18 protein-coding genes are annotated in these 17,016 nt (G+C 59.5%); 8 read left to right on the top strand and 10 right to left on the bottom strand.

What is annotated here, in order from left to right; translation table 11 throughout:
* Window positions 1-4: 4 nt before the first annotated feature.
* Both dsbC and xerD read right to left on the bottom strand, forming a co-directional pair.
* On the bottom strand, window positions 5-718 hold the full coding sequence (dsbC, locus tag K5R89_RS01670; protein WP_002916301.1) for a bifunctional protein-disulfide isomerase/oxidoreductase DsbC: 714 nt from the start codon (window positions 716-718) through the stop codon (window positions 5-7).
* Window positions 719-740: 22 nt separating this feature from the next.
* Complete coding sequence (gene xerD, locus K5R89_RS01665; RefSeq protein WP_044524682.1) at window positions 741-1,637, bottom strand: site-specific tyrosine recombinase XerD; 897 nt, start codon at window positions 1,635-1,637, stop codon at window positions 741-743.
* Between the two features lie 100 nt (window positions 1,638-1,737).
* Between xerD and fldB the strand changes: the two genes are divergently transcribed.
* Complete coding sequence (gene fldB, locus K5R89_RS01660) at window positions 1,738-2,259, top strand: flavodoxin FldB (RefSeq protein WP_004205324.1); 522 nt, start codon at window positions 1,738-1,740, stop codon at window positions 2,257-2,259.
* Window positions 2,260-2,265: 6 nt separating this feature from the next.
* On the opposite strand, the gene K5R89_RS01655 is transcribed toward fldB, so the two are convergent.
* Window positions 2,266-2,676, bottom strand: coding sequence for a protein YgfX (locus tag K5R89_RS01655; RefSeq protein WP_023290968.1), 411 nt, complete (start codon window positions 2,674-2,676; stop codon window positions 2,266-2,268).
* Entirely contained in the window at window positions 2,657-2,923 is a 267-nt protein-coding gene (gene sdhE, locus K5R89_RS01650) for an FAD assembly factor SdhE (protein WP_002916312.1), read from the bottom strand. Before sdhE ends, K5R89_RS01655 begins: the two co-directional genes overlap by 20 nt.
* A 245-nt stretch (window positions 2,924-3,168) precedes the next feature.
* Here sdhE and ygfZ point away from each other — a divergent pair, with 245 nt between their 5' ends.
* Window positions 3,169-4,152, top strand: coding sequence for a tRNA-modifying protein YgfZ (ygfZ, locus tag K5R89_RS01645; RefSeq protein WP_023290969.1), 984 nt, complete (start codon window positions 3,169-3,171; stop codon window positions 4,150-4,152).
* 155 nt (window positions 4,153-4,307) lie between these two features.
* Here the strand turns inward: ygfZ and K5R89_RS01640 are convergent, their stop codons facing one another.
* The gene (locus K5R89_RS01640; RefSeq protein WP_008806429.1) at window positions 4,308-4,967 is read right to left on the bottom strand and encodes a hemolysin III family protein; all 660 of its coding nucleotides are present in this window, start codon (window positions 4,965-4,967) and stop codon (window positions 4,308-4,310) included.
* A 163-nt stretch (window positions 4,968-5,130) separates the two neighbouring features.
* Window positions 5,131-5,442, bottom strand: coding sequence for a N(4)-acetylcytidine aminohydrolase (yqfB, locus tag K5R89_RS01635; protein WP_023290970.1), 312 nt, complete (start codon window positions 5,440-5,442; stop codon window positions 5,131-5,133).
* Window positions 5,443-5,492: 50 nt separating this feature from the next.
* Here yqfB and K5R89_RS01630 point away from each other — a divergent pair, with 50 nt between their 5' ends.
* From K5R89_RS01630 to K5R89_RS01605, 6 genes are all read left to right on the top strand, one after another.
* Entirely contained in the window at window positions 5,493-6,221 is a 729-nt protein-coding gene (locus K5R89_RS01630) for a MurR/RpiR family transcriptional regulator (RefSeq protein ID WP_049014197.1), read from the top strand.
* 118 nt (window positions 6,222-6,339) lie between these two features.
* Window positions 6,340-7,773 (top strand): 6-phospho-beta-glucosidase, encoded by a 1,434-nt coding sequence (locus tag K5R89_RS01625; protein ID WP_101989439.1) that lies wholly within the window; start codon window positions 6,340-6,342, stop codon window positions 7,771-7,773.
* 124 nt (window positions 7,774-7,897) lie between these two features.
* On the top strand, window positions 7,898-8,257 hold the full coding sequence (locus tag K5R89_RS01620) for a hypothetical protein (RefSeq protein WP_064158014.1): 360 nt from the start codon (window positions 7,898-7,900) through the stop codon (window positions 8,255-8,257).
* 49 nt (window positions 8,258-8,306) lie between these two features.
* The gene (locus K5R89_RS01615; RefSeq protein WP_101989440.1) at window positions 8,307-10,316 is read left to right on the top strand and encodes a protein-disulfide reductase DsbD; all 2,010 of its coding nucleotides are present in this window, start codon (window positions 8,307-8,309) and stop codon (window positions 10,314-10,316) included.
* A 1-nt stretch (window position 10,317) separates the two neighbouring features.
* Window positions 10,318-10,929 carry a thioredoxin domain-containing protein gene (locus K5R89_RS01610; protein ID WP_023290975.1) on the top strand — a complete coding sequence of 204 codons (612 nt, stop codon included), beginning with the start codon at window positions 10,318-10,320 and terminating at the stop codon, window positions 10,927-10,929.
* Entirely contained in the window at window positions 10,919-11,422 is a 504-nt protein-coding gene (locus K5R89_RS01605; protein WP_101989441.1) for a protein disulfide oxidoreductase, read from the top strand. Before K5R89_RS01610 ends, K5R89_RS01605 begins: the two co-directional genes overlap by 11 nt.
* A 116-nt stretch (window positions 11,423-11,538) precedes the next feature.
* Here K5R89_RS01605 and K5R89_RS01600 read toward each other — a convergent pair whose 3' ends face one another.
* The 4 genes from K5R89_RS01600 to gcvT form a co-directional block, all read right to left on the bottom strand.
* The gene (locus tag K5R89_RS01600) at window positions 11,539-12,282 is read right to left on the bottom strand and encodes an SDR family oxidoreductase (RefSeq protein WP_101989442.1); all 744 of its coding nucleotides are present in this window, start codon (window positions 12,280-12,282) and stop codon (window positions 11,539-11,541) included.
* Window positions 12,283-12,343: 61 nt separating this feature from the next.
* Complete coding sequence (gene gcvP / locus K5R89_RS01595; RefSeq protein ID WP_107112160.1) at window positions 12,344-15,217, bottom strand: aminomethyl-transferring glycine dehydrogenase; 2,874 nt, start codon at window positions 15,215-15,217, stop codon at window positions 12,344-12,346.
* 145 nt (window positions 15,218-15,362) lie between these two features.
* On the bottom strand, window positions 15,363-15,752 hold the full coding sequence (gene gcvH / locus K5R89_RS01590; protein WP_023290979.1) for a glycine cleavage system protein GcvH: 390 nt from the start codon (window positions 15,750-15,752) through the stop codon (window positions 15,363-15,365).
* A 24-nt stretch (window positions 15,753-15,776) separates the two neighbouring features.
* Window positions 15,777-16,871, bottom strand: coding sequence for a glycine cleavage system aminomethyltransferase GcvT (gene gcvT, locus K5R89_RS01585; RefSeq protein WP_023290980.1), 1,095 nt, complete (start codon window positions 16,869-16,871; stop codon window positions 15,777-15,779).
* Window positions 16,872-17,016: the final 145 nt, after the last annotated feature.

The raw sequence follows: 17,016 nt of genomic DNA, 5'->3' as shown, positions 1-17,016 counted from the left end.
CGAATCAGTTACCGCTTGTCTGTTTTTTATGCTCGTCGAGGAACGCCTTCAGCTCTTTCGGCCCCTGATAGCCCGGCAGCACCATGCCGTTACTGAGGACCATCGCCGGGGTACCGTTGACGCCCATCTGCACGCCAAGGGTGTAGTGTTTAGCGATATCCACGCTGCAGCTCGCCGGCTGCACGCCCTTGCCGTTCATAGCGTCATCCAGCGCTTTGTTGCGATCTTTCGCGCACCAGATGGCCTTCATATCCTGCTCCGCCTGGCTCTGCAGTCCCTGGCGCGGGAAGGCGAGATAGCGCACGGTGATCCCCAGCGCGTTGTAGTCGCTCATCTGCTCATGGAGCTTGTGGCAATAACCGCAGGTGATGTCGGTGAAGACGGTAATGACGTGCTGCTCCTTCGGCGCTTTGTAGACAATCATTTCGTTGCTCAGCGCGTTCAGTTTACCCAGCAGCAGCTGGTTAGTGACATTGACCGGCTGCGCGCCGCTCACGTCGTACATCGGCCCCTGGATGATGTGCTTGCCGTCGTCGGTGACATACAGTACGCCGCTGTCGGTCAGCACCGTGCTCATCCCGGAAACCGGCGATGGTTGAATATCGGTGCTCTGCACACCCAGCTTCGCCAGCGACTGTTTAATTGCCGCGCTATCGGCATGCGCCGCCCCGGAAAGGGAAGCCGCCAGCAGGGTGAACATCAATAAACCTTTTTTCATACTCAGTCCTTTTGTTCAGCACTCACGCCCGCGGGTGGTGCTGTTGATGAAGTTGTCGCAGACGCTCGGTCGCCACGTGGGTGTAGATCTGCGTGGTGGAGAGATCGCTGTGTCCTAACAGCATCTGCACCACGCGCAGGTCGGCGCCATGATTGAGCAAATGCGTGGCGAACGCATGGCGCAACACGTGCGGGGAGAGCTTTTCGCTGTCGATCCCCGCCAGCACGGCATAGTGTTTAATCCGGTGCCAGAAGGTCTGACGCGTCATCTGCTGGGCGCGCTGGCTGGGAAATAAGACATCCGACGCCACGCCGTTCAGCAGCCAGGGGCGACCATACTCGAGGTAATTTTCCACCCACAGTACCGCCTCTTCCCCCAGCGGCACCAGCCGCTCTTTGTTGCCTTTGCCCACCACCCGCAGCACGCCCTGGCGCAGGCTGATGTCGCTCATCGTCAGCCCCACCAGCTCCGAGACGCGCAGGCCGGTGGCATACAGCACCTCCAGCATCGCTTTGTCGCGCAACTCCAGCGGCTGCTCCACCAGCGGGGCCTGCAGCAGACGCTCAACCTGCGCCTCACTGAGATCCTTCGGCAGCCGCTGCGGCAGCTTCGGCGAGGCCAGCAGCGCGCTGGGGTCGTCCGGGCGAATTTTTTCCCGGTACAGATGCTGGAAGAAACGACGCACGGCGCTCAGCAGGCGCGCGGTGCTGGTGGCTTTATAGCCGCCGGACTGCCGCTCGGCCAGCAGCGCCTGCAGGTCGTCGCTGCCGACGCTTACCAGCGACAGGCCGCGATGGTGCAGCCACTCCACCAGCATCGTCAAATCGCGACGGTAGGCGCTGAGCGTATTCTCCGCCAGATTGCGCTCCAGCCAAAGGGCATCGAGAAACTGTTCGATTAGTGCCAGATCCTGTTTCACATCGGCCTCTTTGTTCGTTAAACGCTCTCATTATGCCTTAAGAGGACGCCTTTCTGGTACACTGCCCGCCATTCACAGCAAGAATCGAGATGTTTACGCGATGAATATAGGTCTGTTTTACGGCTCCAGTACCTGCTACACCGAAATGGCCGCGGAGAAAATCCGCGATATCATCGGCCCTGAGCTGGTGACGTTGCACAATCTGAAAGATGACTCCCCCGCCCTGATGAGCCAGTACGATGTACTGATCCTCGGCATCCCGACCTGGGATTTCGGCGAAATTCAGGAAGACTGGGAAGCGGTTTGGGACCAGCTGGACACCCTGGACCTGGAGGGCAAAATCGTCGCGCTGTACGGCATGGGCGATCAGCTGGGCTATGGCGAATGGTTCCTTGACGCGCTGGGCATGCTGCATGACAAGCTGGCGACCAAAGGCGTGAAGTTTGTCGGCTACTGGCCAACCGAAGGCTATGAGTTCACCAGCCCGAAACCGGTGATCGCTGATGGCCAACTGTTCGTTGGCCTGGCGCTGGATGAAACCAACCAGTACGACCTGAGCGACGAGCGCATCCAGAGCTGGTGCGAGCAGATCCTCGGCGAAATGGCCGAACACTTCTCCTGACGCCGCTTACTCCTGCGCCGGTTTTTGCAGCACAAGCCGGCGCAGATCCCGCCACTCTCCGGGATCCATGCTGTCCGCCGCCAGCCACAGATGCTGACCGCGTCGGGTATCGACATGGCGCAAACGCAGCAGCATACCGCTGTTGATGACCCACGGCGTCCCGAGGATCTCCCATTCGGCGTTTTGCCAGCGCAGCCGGGAATCGGTGAGCAGTTTTATCTCCCCGCGACGGGCATGGATCCGTCGCTGGCTGCGCACACAGTCAAAGACCACCAGCGACAGCAGCAGCAGCCAGATCGGGGTGTAGCTTAACGGCCAGGGAACCAGCAGCACCAGCGCCGCCACAACGCCGTGGAGCAGCAGGGAAAACCACTGCGCGCGCCAGGAGATACGGAGATCAGATTGCCACAGGACCACGTTCCCGATTCCGTGTCTGAATTAAGGTTACCATCCGCTGCAGCTCCGCATCGGCCGGTTTGCCGTGGTTCATCAGCCAGTTGAACAGATCCGGATCGTCATTTTCCAGCAGGCGAATGAACAGCTGTTTGTCAGCGTCGCTGAGGGTATCGTACTCATACTCAAAGAACGGCATGATGGAGATGTCGAGTTCGCGCATCCCGCGGCGGCATGCCCAGTGGATACGTGCTTTATTGTTAATGTCCATGTTGACCTTCCAGCAGCAAAATATAGGTTAGTTTAACCCGTTTTCTGCCGTAACTTTACAGGAATATCGCTGAATGCGAGCATCCTTCCATAAAAACCATAAAATAATGATGGGCTTATTGTTTTCCCGCGTCAGGCCGTCGCCAAACGTCAGCGCACAAATGGCCTGTTGAAAGCGCTTGCAATGCACTATAGCTCTTTTACCATTGGTCACACACACTGCGTTAAGCGATTCAGGATATGACTATGGCTTTTACACCTTTTCCTCCGCGTCAGCCTTCCTCTTCCGCTCGTCTGCCGTTAACGCTGATGACCCTGGATGACTGGGCGCTGGCGACAATTAGCGGACCGGACAGCGAAAAATATCTGCAGGGGCAGATTACCGCCGATGTGAGCAGTCTCACCGATGCCCAGCATCTGCTTGCCGCCCACTGTGACGCCAAAGGCAAGATGTGGAGCAACCTGCGCGTATTCCGCCGCGACGGCGGCTTCGCGTGGATTGAGCGCCGCAGCCTGCGCGACGCGCAGCTGACCGAGCTGAAAAAATATGCCGTCTTCTCCAAAGTCACCATCGCCGCCAACGACGATCTGGTTCTGCTGGGGGTGGCCGGCTTCCAGGCGCGCGCCGCGCTGGCGCCGCTGTTCGCCGCCCTGCCCGACGCCGCGACGCCGGTGATTAGCGAAGGCGCCACCAGCCTGCTGTGGTTTGAACACCCGGGCGAACGCTTCCTGCTGGTGACCGATGTCGACACCGCCAATCGCGTCACCGACGCGCTGCGTGGCGAAGCGCAGCTCAACAACAGCCAGCAGTGGCTGGCGCTGAATATTGAAGCCGGTCTGCCGGTTATCGACAGCGCCAACAGCGGGCAGTTCATTCCGCAGGCCACCAACCTGCAGGCGCTGGGCGGTATCAGCTTCAAAAAAGGGTGCTATACCGGCCAGGAAATGGTCGCCAGGGCGAAATTCCGCGGCGCCAATAAGCGCGCGCTGTGGACGCTGTCAGGTACCGCCAGCCGGGTGCCGGAGGCCGGAGAAGATCTGGAGCTGAAGATGGGCGAAAACTGGCGCCGCACCGGTACGGTGCTTGCGGCGGTTCAGCTGGATGATGGCCAGCTGCTGGTGCAGGTGGTGATGAATAACGATATGGAGCCGGACAGCGTGTTCCGCGTGCGCGACGATGCCGGCAGCCTGCGCATCGAACCGCTGCCCTATTCACTGGAAGACGCGTAATAAAGCGTTATGACTCCCGGCTTGCGGCGCTCGCGCCTTAGCCGGGCTACTTGACTGCAAATACCGTAGCCACGGTAAGCGTAGCGCCACCGTGGGATTTCCAGGCCGCAGATAACCGTAGCCACGGTAAGCGCAGCGCCACCGTGGGATGTTTATCAGGACTGGCCGACGTACAGATAGATCGCCAGGAAGTGACACACGCTGCCGCCGAGCACGAAGCCATGCCAGATAGCGTGGTTATAGGGAATGCGTTTGCAGACGTAGAAGATGACCCCGAGCGAGTACACCACCCCGCCGACCGCCAGCAGCGTCACGCCGCCCACCGCCAGCTTTACCGCCAACTGATAGACCACGATAAGCGACAGCCAGCCCATGGTCAGATAGGTCACCAGCGACAGGATTTTAAAGCGGTGCGCGATGGTCAGCTTAAACAGGATCCCCAGCAGCGCCAGACTCCAGATGACGATCATCAACCCCTTCGCCAGCGGCGAGTTCAGCCCTACCAGCAAAAACGGCGTATAGGTCCCGGCGATTAACAAGTAGATGGCGCAGTGGTCGAACTTTTTCAGCCACTGTTTCGCCCGCTGATGCGGGATCGCGTGATAGAGCGTGGAGGCGAGAAACAGCATAATCATGCTGCCGCCGTACAGACTGTAGCTGGTGATCGCCGTCGCGCTGGCGTTAGTGTCCACCGCCTGCACCAGCAAGAGCACGAGGCCGACGATACCGAACACCAGCCCAATCCCATGACTGATGCTGTTGGCAACTTCCTCTGCCAGAGAATATCCCTGAGTGATTAATGGTTTGCGCACCATATTTGACTCCGTGAAAACAAGAACGCTTTCATTGCCCACTTAGGGTAACTGAGAATGATTCCAGTGAACACCTGTTAGCTAAAATAAAACGATGTATATTTGTAAACACATTAAAATCATGAAGTTACAATTTTATTTCAACTCACAGCTGTTCCTGATTGTCTTAAAGCGTTTTGAATTCAATGACATAAAACTGGTTCTCGCCGGGATAGATGTCGCTGATGACCTGACGCAGCTGCCCGAGGGTCATATTCTCCTGTTGAGCATGCTGGTCGGTCAGCGTGTCGAGAGTCACCGTCGAGGTCGCGGTTACGGCGATGGTGCAAAAATAGCCGTCGTCTTCATAGCGCCCGACGCGCAGCACATCGCCGGGCTTAAAGTGCGACTCCGCCGCATCGCGAATGGTGATCGTTTTGCGCCCGGCGAGGATGTCCTCCTGAAAGCGCTGAAAAAAGGTAATGTCATTGGCCTGCATGATATAATTCCGTCCTGGTCATTATGAATTGTGAGTTCGCCACTGTGAGTATGTTCTCCCACGCCGCTGTCGCCAGTCTCAATAATCTTGAGATGATGGTCTACCACTACGTCATTAAGAATCGTGACAAAGTGATGTACATGACCATCCGCGAACTGGCCGAAGCCGCCGGCGTCTCCACCACCACCGTGTTGCGCTTCTGCCGCAAACTGCAGTGCGAGGGCTACTCTGAATTTCGCGTGCGCTTTAAATTATATCTTGAGCAGAACGAGCCTCAACAGGCAAATATCAGCGCCAGCGAAATCATGAGCTTTTTTAAAAGCGTTAATAATGACGAGTTCGATGAATTACTCGAGCAGGCCGTCGATATTATTCTCGCCTCCGAACGTATTATTTTCGTCGGCGCAGGCACCTCGGGCGCGCTGGCGAAATATGGCGCCCGCTTCTTCTCCAACGTCGGGAAATTTAGTAATCATATTGATGACCCCTATTTTCCGGTGACTAACGATATGGCCCGTAACGCGCTGGCGATCGTGCTTTCCGTCTCCGGCGAGACGGAAGAGATCCTGCGCTTCGCCAGCCAGTTCAGCCTGCACCGCTGCAAGGTGATGTCCATTACCAGTCACGAACACTCGCGGCTGGCCAAACTGGCCGATTTCAATCTCTCCTGGCACGTGCCGCAGACGCGCATTGGCGGTGTCTACGATATTACGACGCAAATTCCAGTGATCTATATTCTCGAAACGCTCGGACGTAAATTAGCGCGCAAAATCAGCTAAAAATAACAGCCTGTTTTTTCGATGTAACATATTACGTTTGGCGTAATTTGTTATATCGTGACATTCAATTTCACTTTGCTAGACTCGAGAGCAATAGTTATTAGAGAGATTAGCCAGGATGAAAAAATTAACCCTTCCGAAAGATTTTTTATGGGGCGGCGCGGTTGCCGCGCATCAGGTTGAAGGCGGCTGGGATCAGGGCGGCAAAGGCCCGAGCATCTGCGACGTACTGACCGGCGGGGCGCACGGCGTGCCGCGTGAAATCACCCACCAGGTTGAAGCCGGCAAATATTACCCCAACCACGAAGCGGTGGATTTCTACGGCCGCTACAAAGAAGACATCAAACTGTTCGCCGAGATGGGCTTCAAATGCTTCCGTACCTCCATCGCCTGGACCCGCATCTTCCCGCAGGGCGACGAGACCCAGCCGAATGAAGAGGGGCTGAAGTTCTACGACGACATGTTCGACGAGCTGCTGAAGTACAACATCGAGCCGGTGATCACCCTCTCCCACTTCGAGATGCCCCTGCACCTGGTGCAGCAGTACGGCGGCTGGACCAACCGTAAAGTGGTCGATTTCTTTGTGCGCTTCGCCGAAGTGGTCTTCGAGCGCTATAAGCACAAAGTGAAATACTGGATGACCTTCAACGAGATCAATAACCAGCGTAACTGGCGCGCGCCGCTGTTCGGCTACTGCTGCTCCGGGGTGGTTTATACCGAGCATGACAACCCGGAAGAGACCATGTACCAGGTGCTGCACCATCAGTTCGTCGCCAGCGCGCTGGTGGTGAAAGCGGCGCGTGGTATTAACCCGGACATGCAGGTCGGCTGCATGCTGGCGATGGTCGCCCTCTACCCTTACTCCTGCAAACCGGAAGATGTGATGTTTGCTCAGGAGTCGATGCGCGAGCGCTACGTCTTTACCGACGTTCAGCTGCGCGGTTACTATCCGAGCTATGTGCTGAATGAGTGGGAGCGCCGCGGCTTCAACATCCAGATGGAAGATGGCGACGCGCAGATCCTGCGCGAAGGCACCTGCGCTTATCTTGGCTTCAGCTACTACATGACCAACGCGGTGAAAGCCGAAGGCGGCACCGGCGACGCCATTTCCGGCTTCGAAGGCAGCGTGCCGAATCCGCACGTCAAAGCCTCCGACTGGGGCTGGCAGATTGACCCGGTCGGTCTGCGCTATTCCCTGTGTGAATTGTATGAGCGCTACCAGAAGCCGCTGTTTATCGTCGAGAACGGCTTTGGCGCCTACGACAAAGTCGAAGCCGACGGCAGCATCAACGATGACTACCGCATTGACTACCTGCGCGCCCACGTCGAAGAGATGATGAAAGCCGTCACCTACGACGGCGTCGAACTGATGGGCTATACCCCGTGGGGCTGCATCGACTGCGTCTCCTTCACCACCGGCCAGTACAGCAAACGCTACGGCTTCATCTACGTCAACAAACACGACGACGGCACCGGCGATATGTCCCGCTCGCGCAAGAAGAGCTTCAACTGGTACAAAGAGGTCATCGCCAGCAACGGTGAGAATCTGTAATTGACTGCCCTCTCCCGGCCGGGGGAGGGCAAATCGCTTATCCGCCAGACACTTCTTTACAGCTTTACCATTGCCAAAACGCGTTCGCCCGATAAGATATGCCTCGTGAATATTTGAGGCGCTCATGATTAAGCGACAACGCAAAGCCATTCTTTTTGTCCTCCTGGCCTGTATGGTGGTGCTGGTCTGCACCGCCCAGCGAATGGCCGGGATGCACGCGCTGGTCATGAACCTCGCTGCCGACAGCCCGTCGCTACAGCAAACCCAGGATAAGGCCGACGCGCCGGTCACGCCGTGCGAGCTCAGCGCCAAGTCGCTGATGGCCGTCCCGCCGATGCTGTTCGAAGGGGCGCTGTTGGCTATCACCCTGCTGCTGGCGGTGCTGGCGGCGATCCCGCCGCGTATCGAACGCCAGTGGCCTCCCCGCGTTATCTCCCCGCCCCGATTGCGGGTGCATCTGCGATTATGCGTCTTCCGTGAGTGAGTGATTTTCCTGACAGTTCAGGTTAATTCATCATTTATGGAGCAAATTTATGTCTATGTTATTCAGGCGACTACTGGTCTGCCTGCTTTGGCTATGGCTGCCCGTCAGCCAGGCCGCCGACAGCGGCTGGCTACGCGCCGCCGATAATCAACACGCCAGCGTGCGCCTGCGGGCGCAAACCGAGAGCAATGGCGATACCCGCCTGCTTTTAGACGTGGCGCTGGAAAAGGGCTGGAAAACCTACTGGCGTTCGCCAGGGGAAGGCGGCATCGCGCCGGCTATCGCCTGGGGCACGCCGCTGGCGGTTGACTGGCGCTGGCCGACGCCGCAGCGTTTCGACGTTGCGGGCATTTCCACTCAGGGATATCACGGCGACGTCAGCTTCCCGATGACCCTGCGCGGGAAGATACCGCCGACGCTCAGCGGCGTACTGACATTATCCACCTGCAGCAATGTCTGCATTCTCACTGACTATCCCTTTTCGCTGGATATGACGGCCCCGCCAGGAGAGGGTTTTGCCTACGATTACACCCGTGCGATGGGCACGCTGCCGCTGCGCGATGGCCTGACTTCGCAGCTGAACGCCAGCTACGTCAGCGGCAAACTGACGGTGACCGCCCGCCGTGATGCCGGCTGGCAGCAACCAGCGCTGTTTATCGACAGCATGGAGGATGTCGATTTCGGCAAGCCGAGCTTTACCACCCGCGGCGATACGCTAACCGCCAGCGTGCCGGTCACCGATAGCTGGGGCGAAGCGGCGCCGGATCTACGCGGTAAAACGTTGTCGCTGGTGCTGGCGGATAGCGGCCAGGCGCAGGAAAGCCAGCTCGCTATCCGCGCAGGCAGCGCCGCGCCGGGAGCGGCGTTAGGCTGGGTGCTGCTGATGGCGCTGGCCGGGGGGCTTATCCTCAATGTAATGCCCTGCGTCCTGCCGGTGCTGGCGATGAAGCTCGGCTCGCTGGTGCAAACCGAACATCGCGAACGCGGCGCGGTGCGCCGACAGTTCCTCGCCTCGGCGTGCGGGATCGTCGTCTCGTTCCTGGCGCTGGCGCTGATGATGACCGCGCTACGCCTGGGTAATCAGGCGCTCGGCTGGGGGATCCAGTTCCAGAACCCGTGGTTTATCGGCGCCATGGCGCTGGTGATGGTCCTGTTCAGCGCCAGTCTGCTGGGGCTGTTCGAAATCCGCCTCTCCTCCACCGCCAGCACCTTCCTCGCCACCCGAGGCGGCAACGGCTTAATGGGCCATTTCTGGCAGGGCGCCTTCGCCACCCTGCTGGCGACACCCTGCACCGCGCCGTTCCTTGGCACCGCCGTGTCGGTGGCGCTGGTGGCGCCGCTGCCGCTGCTGTGGGGGATTTTCTTCGCCATGGGGATCGGCATGAGCCTGCCGTGGCTGCTGATCGTCGCCTGGCCGGGGCTGGCGCAACGCCTTCCGCGCCCAGGCCGCTGGATGAATCATCTGCGGGTGGCGCTGGGGGTGATGATGCTTGGCTCGGCGCTATGGCTGGTCAGCCTGCTGACGATCCACATCGGCCGTACCCCGGTGCTTACCCTGCTGGTGATACTGACCGTAGCCGTGCTGCTGGCCACCGCCTGGCGCTACCGCTGGCGGACAGCGCTGCGCGCAGGGGCTCTGGCCATCGTGGTGGCCGGCGCCGTCGCCTTTGTCTCCCAACCTGACGGCGAGGGCCCGCGCCGCGACCGGGTTAACTGGCAGCCGCTCAGCGAGCAGGCTATCGCCAGCGCCCTGGCGGAACATAAGCGGGTGTTTATTGATGTCACCGCCGACTGGTGCGTGACCTGTAAAGCCAATAAATACAACGTGCTGCTGCGCGATGACGTCCAGCAGGCGCTGTTAGCGCCGGACGTGGTCGCCCTGCGCGGCGACTGGAGCCGCCCCTCCGCCACGATTAGTCAGTTTTTAACCGACCGCGGCAGCGCCGCGGTGCCGTTTAACCAGGTTTACGGACCGGGATTGCCGCAGGGAGAGATCCTGCCTGCGCTGTTAGATCGCGACCACCTCCTCGCCACCCTGTCCGCCGCCAAAGGAAACTAACATGAGAGCTATCACCGCCTTATTGCTGCTGTGCGTATCCGCCTTCAGCTTCGCCGCCCCGGCGGAAGAACCACCAGCAAACGGTAATGACCAGCTGGCGCAGCTGCTGTTTAACGATCCGAACAGCCCGCGCACCGGCGCCAAAGCGCCGAAGCTGACGATCGTCTCGTTTACCGATTACAACTGTCCTTACTGTAAACAGTTTGATCCGATGCTGGAAAAAATCGTCCACGATAACCCGGACATCCAGCTGATCGTGAAGCTGCTGCCGTTCAAGGGGCAAAGTTCGGTCAATGCCGCCAAAGCGGCGCTCTCTACCTGGCGCCAGCAGCCCGATAAGTTCTGGGCGCTGCATCAGCGGCTGATGGCGAAAAAAGGCTATCACGATGACGCCAGCATCGCCGCAGCGCAGAAGAAAACCGCCACCGACAGCGTCAGTCTCGATGACAAGACCATGGATTCGCTGAAGATGAACCTGATTTTGTCGCAGGTGCTGAATATTCAGGGTACGCCGGCGACCATCATCGGCGATCAGATGGTGGCCGGGGCGATCCCTGCTGACGAACTGGAGGGGCTGGTGAAAGAGCAGCTGGCGAAAGCCCGTGGCCAGTAAGCTCAGGCGCTGGCTGCGTGAGCTGGCGGTGTGGCTGCTGATTGGCGCGGCGGTGGGTCTGGCGGTGGATTATTTTCGCCAGCCCGCGCTGCCGCAAAACATCAGCGTCACATCGCTGCACACCCTCGACGGCAGGATGGTGGATCTGAACGCCATGAGCCAGCAAAAGCCGCTGCTGCTGTACGTCTGGGCCACCTGGTGCGGGGTCTGTCGCTACACCACGCCGTCGGTGGCATCGCTTGCCGCCGATGGCGGCAATGTGCTGACCGTGGCCCTGCGATCCGGCGATAACGCCGCGCTGGAGACGTGGCTTGCCAGAAAGAAACTGGCGCTGCCGACGGTGAATGACCCGAGCGGCCAGCTGGCGCGGCAGTGGGACATTCGGGTGACGCCAACGCTGGTGGTGATTTATCGAGGCGAGGTGAAGTCGGTCACCACCGGCTGGACCAGCGGCTGGGGAATGCGTCTACGGCTGTGGCTGGCCTCCTGGTAAGCCAGCCACTTTACCGGACTTTATGCCGGGTGACGGCTACGCCTTACCCGGCCTACCGTTCGCCTTACCCCCATGCCCGGCAAACGCAGCGCCGCCGGGCAATTGGCATCAGCGGATTATTTACCGCCCGCCAGTTCGAGGAAACTGCCCGTCACATAGGACGCTTTGTCGCTCAGCAGCCAGGCAATGGCCTGAGCGACCTCTTCCGGCTGACCGCCGCGCCGCATCGGCAGCGAATGCTTCACCCGATCCACGCGCCCCGGTTCGCCGCCGGAGGCGTGCATCTCGGTATAAATCAGCCCAGGACGCACGCCATTTACCCGGATCCCCTGCGCCGCCACCTCCAGCGCCAGCCCGGTGGTCAGGGTATCCACCGCCCCTTTCGATGCGGCGTAATCTACATATTCTCCCGGCGAGCCAAGGCGCGACGCCGCCGACGACACGTTAACTATCGCCCCGCCCTTGCCGCCATGCTGATGCGCCATGCGCTTGACCGCCTCGCGGCAGCAGAGGAAATAGCCGGTCACGTTGGTCGCCAGCACGCGGTTAATGCGCTCGGCGCTCAGGCTCTCCACCGCACACTGGGTAAAGAGGATCCCGGCGTTGTTGACCAGCGCCGTCAGCGGCTCGCCCATGCGGTCAATCGCCTCAAACATCGCCATCACCTGCGCTTCATCACTGATATCCGCCCGCAGCGCCGTGGCTTTGCCGCCGGCGGCAACAATGGTATTCACCACCTCGGTGGCAGCGTTAATATTGTGATGATAATTGACCGCGACAGTATACCCTTCCTGCGCCAGCAGCAGCGCCGTCGCCCGGCCTATTCCGCGGCTCGCGCCGCTAATCAGTGCTATCCCCATGCTTCTCTCCCAAAAAGTAAAGGCGCCGCAGCGCCTTTAAAAGTATAGCTAATTCCGCATGTTACTGATATTCGCTCATCGGCACGCAGGAGCAGAACAGATTACGGTCGCCGTACACGTCGTCCAGGCGTTTCACCGTCGGCCAGTATTTGTTGTGCAGACCCGCCGGGAATACCGCCAGCTCGCGGCTGTACGGATGGTTCCATTCCCCAACGATCTCACCTTGGGTATGCGGCGCGTTCACCAGCGGGTTGTCTTCCAGCGGCCATTCACCGGCTTTGACGCGGTCGATTTCCGCGCGGATCGCCAGCATCGCGTCGATAAAGCGGTCCAGCTCTACCTTGCTTTCCGATTCCGTCGGCTCAACCATCAGCGTACCCGCTACTGGGAAGGACATGGTCGGCGCATGGAAGCCAAAGTCGATCAGGCGCTTGGCGATATCCAGCTCGCTAATGCCGGTCTCTTCTTTCAGCGGACGAATATCGAGAATACATTCGTGCGCCACGCGACCATCGCGACCGGTGTAGAGCACCGGGTAGGCGTCTTTCAGACGGGTAGCGATGTAGTTGGCGTTAAGGATCGCGTTCTGGCTCGCCTGCTTCAGCCCTTCCGCGCCCATCATACGGATATACATCCAGCTGATCGGCAGGATGGACGCGCTGCCGAACGGCGCAGCGGAAACCGCGCCCTGACGGGTCAGCATCCCTTCAATCTGCACCACGCTGTGACCCGGCACGAACGGCGCCAGGTGCGCTTTCACGCCGATTGGGCCCATACCCGGGCCGCCGCCGCCGTGCGGAATGCAGAACGTTTTATGCAGGTTGAGGTGCGAAACGTCAGCGCCGATATAGCCCGGAGAGGTGATCCCGACCTGGGCGTTCATGTTGGCGCCGTCAAGGTAAACCTGGCCGCCGAACTGGTGCACGATCTCGCACACTTCGCGAATGGTCTCTTCATATACGCCGTGGGTCGACGGATAGGTGACCATGATGCAGGAGAGATTCGCCCCCGCCTGCTCTGCTTTTTCACGCAGGTCGGCGAGATCGATGTTGCCGTTTTTGTCGCACGCGACCACCACCACCTGCATACCCGCCATCTGCGCGGAAGCCGGGTTGGTGCCGTGCGCGGAGCTTGGGATCAGGCAGATATCGCGATGGCCTTCGTTGCGGCTCTCGTGGTAGTGGCGAATCGCCAGCAGGCCAGCATATTCGCCCTGCGCGCCGGAGTTCGGCTGCATGCAGACGGCGTCATAGCCGGTCAGTTTCACCAGCCAGTCGGAGAGCTGAGCGATCATCTGATGATACCCTTCCGCCTGCTCTACCGGGCAGAACGGGTGCAGCTCAGCGAACTCCGGCCAGGTGATGGGGATCATCTCCGCCGCGGCGTTCAGCTTCATGGTGCAGGAGCCCAGCGGGATCATCGCCTGGTTCAGCGCCAGATCTTTACGCTCCAGGGCGTGCATGTAGCGCATCATCTCGGTCTCGCTATGGTAGCGGTTGAACACCGGATGGGTGAGGATCGCATCGTCGCGCAGCATCGCCGCCGGGATGGAGCGGCTGTCCAGCGCCACGTCTTTATCCAGGGTATCGATGTCCAGACCATGATCGTCGCCGACGATGGCGCGGAACAGGTTGAGCACGTCTTCGCGTGTGGTCGCTTCATCGAGCGTAATGCCCACCGCGCCGTGAATATCGCTGCGCAGGTTAATCTGCAGGGCTTCGGCACGCGCCAGCACCGCGGCTTTATCCGCCACTTCCACGCACAGGGTGTCAAAGTAGTGGGCATGACGCAGCTTCAGCCCTTTCTTCTGCAGGCCATCGGCCAGAATGTCGGTCAGGCGATGAATGCGGCCTGCGATACGTTTCAGACCCGCCGGGCCGTGGAATACCGCGTACAGGCTGGCGATGTTGGCCAGCAGCACCTGCGAGGTACAAATATTGGAGTTCGCTTTCTCGCGGCGGATGTGCTGTTCGCGAGTCTGCATCGCCATGCGCAGCGCGGTGTTCCCCGCCGCATCTTTCGATACGCCGATAATCCGGCCCGGCATGGAGCGTTTGAATTCATCTTTCGCCGCGAAGAAGGCCGCGTGCGGGCCGCCATAGCCCATCGGCACGCCGAAGCGTTGGGCGGAGCCGAAGACGATATCCGCGCCCTGCTTGCCCGGCGCCGTCAGCAGCACCAGCGCCATAAAGTCGGCAGCGACGCTGACAATCACTTTGCGCGCTTTAAGCTCGGCGATCAGTTTGCTGTAATCGTGGATTTCGCCGGTGGTGCCCACCTGCTGCAGCAGCACGCCGAAAACATCCTGGTGATCGAGCACTTTGTCGGCGTCATCGACGATCACGTCGAAACCGAAGGTTTCCGCACGAGTGCGCACCACGTCCAGGGTTTGCGGATGGACGTCGGCGGCGACGAAGAAACGGTTGGCGTTTTTCAGTTTGCTGACGCGTTTGGCCATCGCCATCGCTTCGGCGGCGGCGGTCGCTTCATCGAGCAGCGAAGCGGAAGCAATATCCAGCCCGGTGAGATCCAGCGTAACCTGCTGGAAGTTGAGCAGTGATTCCAGACGGCCCTGGGAGACTTCCGGCTGGTAAGGGGTATAGGCGGTATACCAGCCCGGATTTTCCAGCATGTTGCGCTGAATAACCGGCGGCAGCTGCACGGCGGTGTAGCCCATGCCGATGTAAGACTTGAAGCGCTTGTTGCGACCGGCGATCGCCTTCAGCTCTGCCAGCGCGGCGAATTCGGTTGTCGCGTCGCCCACCTGCGGTGGGGTCGCCAGCTGGATATCCTGCGGCACAATCTGGCCGATCAGGGCGTTAAGCGAATCCGCGCCGACGGTCTTCAGCATCTCTTGCTGCTGCTGAGCGTCCGGGCCAATGTGACGTTCGATAAAGGCGTCGCGGTTTTCAAGCTGACTTAAAGTCTGAGTCATGAGCGATGGTTCCTGAAACGTGCGGTGAATCGTGATTGTCTGACTGGTTTGCCCGGCAAACGCTGATGCTTACCGGGCCGGAATACGCAAAATCGTCCGCGCGGCAGGAAGCCAACGCCCCTGCAGCGTGAAGGATGAAACGTATTTATTCGTCTTCTAACAGAGCTTCATAGGCGGTCGCATCCAGCAGCGCGGCAACCTGCGCTTCATCGCTGGCTTTGATTTTGAAGATCCAGCCGTCGGTGTACGGGTCGCTGTTGACCAGTTCCGGCGAGTCGTTCAGCTCTTCGTTAACGGCAACGATTTCACCGCTGATCGGGGCATAAATATCGGAAGCCGCCTTCACGGATTCGGCAACCGCGCAATCGGCGCCCGCTTCAACGGTGGCGCCCACTTCCGGCAGATCAACGAATACCATATCGCCCAGCAGCTCCTGCGCATGCTCGGTGATCCCGACGGTATAGGTGCCGTCCGCTTCTTTACGCAGCCACTCGTGTTCTTTGCTGTATTTCAGTTCTGCTGGTACGTTGCTCATCAATTCATCTCCAAAAAAGGGAAATCACACAATGGCTTTGCCATTGCGTACAAAACCAGGTTTAGTCACTTTTACCGGCATTTCACGGTTACGAATTTGCACCACCGCGGTGTCGCCTATCCCGGCCGGCACGCGAGCCAGCGCGATACTGTAGCCCAGGGTCGGCGAGAAGGTGCCGCTGGTGATAATGCCTTCTTTTTGAGTACCGTCGCTATCGGTAAAACGTACCGGCAGGCCGCCGCGCAGGACGCCTTTCTCGGTCATCACCAGGCCAACCAGCTGTTCGGTGCCCTTTTCACGCTGCATCTCCAGCGCTTCGCGACCGATAAAATTACGATCCGCCGGTTCCCAGGCAATAGTCCAGCCCATATTCGCCGCCAGCGGAGAGACGCCTTCGTCCATCTCCTGGCCATACAGGTTCATCCCGGCCTCCAGGCGCAGGGTATCGCGCGCGCCGAGACCGCACGGCTTAACGCCAGCGTCCAGCAGACCGCGCCAGAAATCCGCCGCCTGCTCGTTCGGCATGGCGATTTCATAACCCGCTTCGCCGGTATAGCCGGTGGTGGCGATAAACAGCTCGCCGGCCTGCACGCCGAAGAACGGCTTCATACCTTCCACGGCCTGACGCTGCGCGTCGGTGAACAGCGTCGCCGCCTTCGCTTTCGCCTGCGGCCCCTGAACCGCGATCAGCGACAGATCGTCGCGAACGATGATTTCAAGGCCGTAAGGTTCAGCTTGTTCGGAAATCCAGGCGAGGTCTTTTTCGCGGGTGGCGGAGTTAACAACAAGGCGGAAATAATCTTCAGAGAGGAAATAGACAATCAGGTCGTCGATGACGCCGGCGGAGGCGGTCAGCATGCCGGTGTAGAGCGCTTTGCCCGGAGTGGTGAGCTTCGCCACGTCGTTGGCCAGCAAATAGCGCAAGAACTCTCTGGTCCGGCTGCCGTGGAAATCAACGATGGTCATATGCGACACATCGAACATGCCTGCGTCGCCGCGCACCGCATGGTGCTCATCAATCTGGGATCCGTAATGCAGCGGCATCATCCAGCCATGGAAATCCACCATGCGCGCGCCGCACAGCGTGTGTTGTTCATACAACGGAGTCTGTTGAGCCATCTTTTCCTCATCGAATAAAACGGAACCAGCCACGAGATTGTCGGCGATTTTTCGCCACGAAATGGGGCGTCGGCATCGCTGACGGACACCGACGCAAACGTTCTCTTTTGCCTGAACTTACCACCGAACCCGGCGCTAAACCATA

This window comes from Klebsiella sp. TF21-TM (assembly GCF_019753495.1).
Taxonomy (GTDB): domain Bacteria; phylum Pseudomonadota; class Gammaproteobacteria; order Enterobacterales; family Enterobacteriaceae; genus Klebsiella; species Klebsiella quasipneumoniae.
The sequence above is the reverse complement of the archived record's forward strand: the minus strand, read 5'-3'. Positions and strand labels throughout refer to the sequence as shown.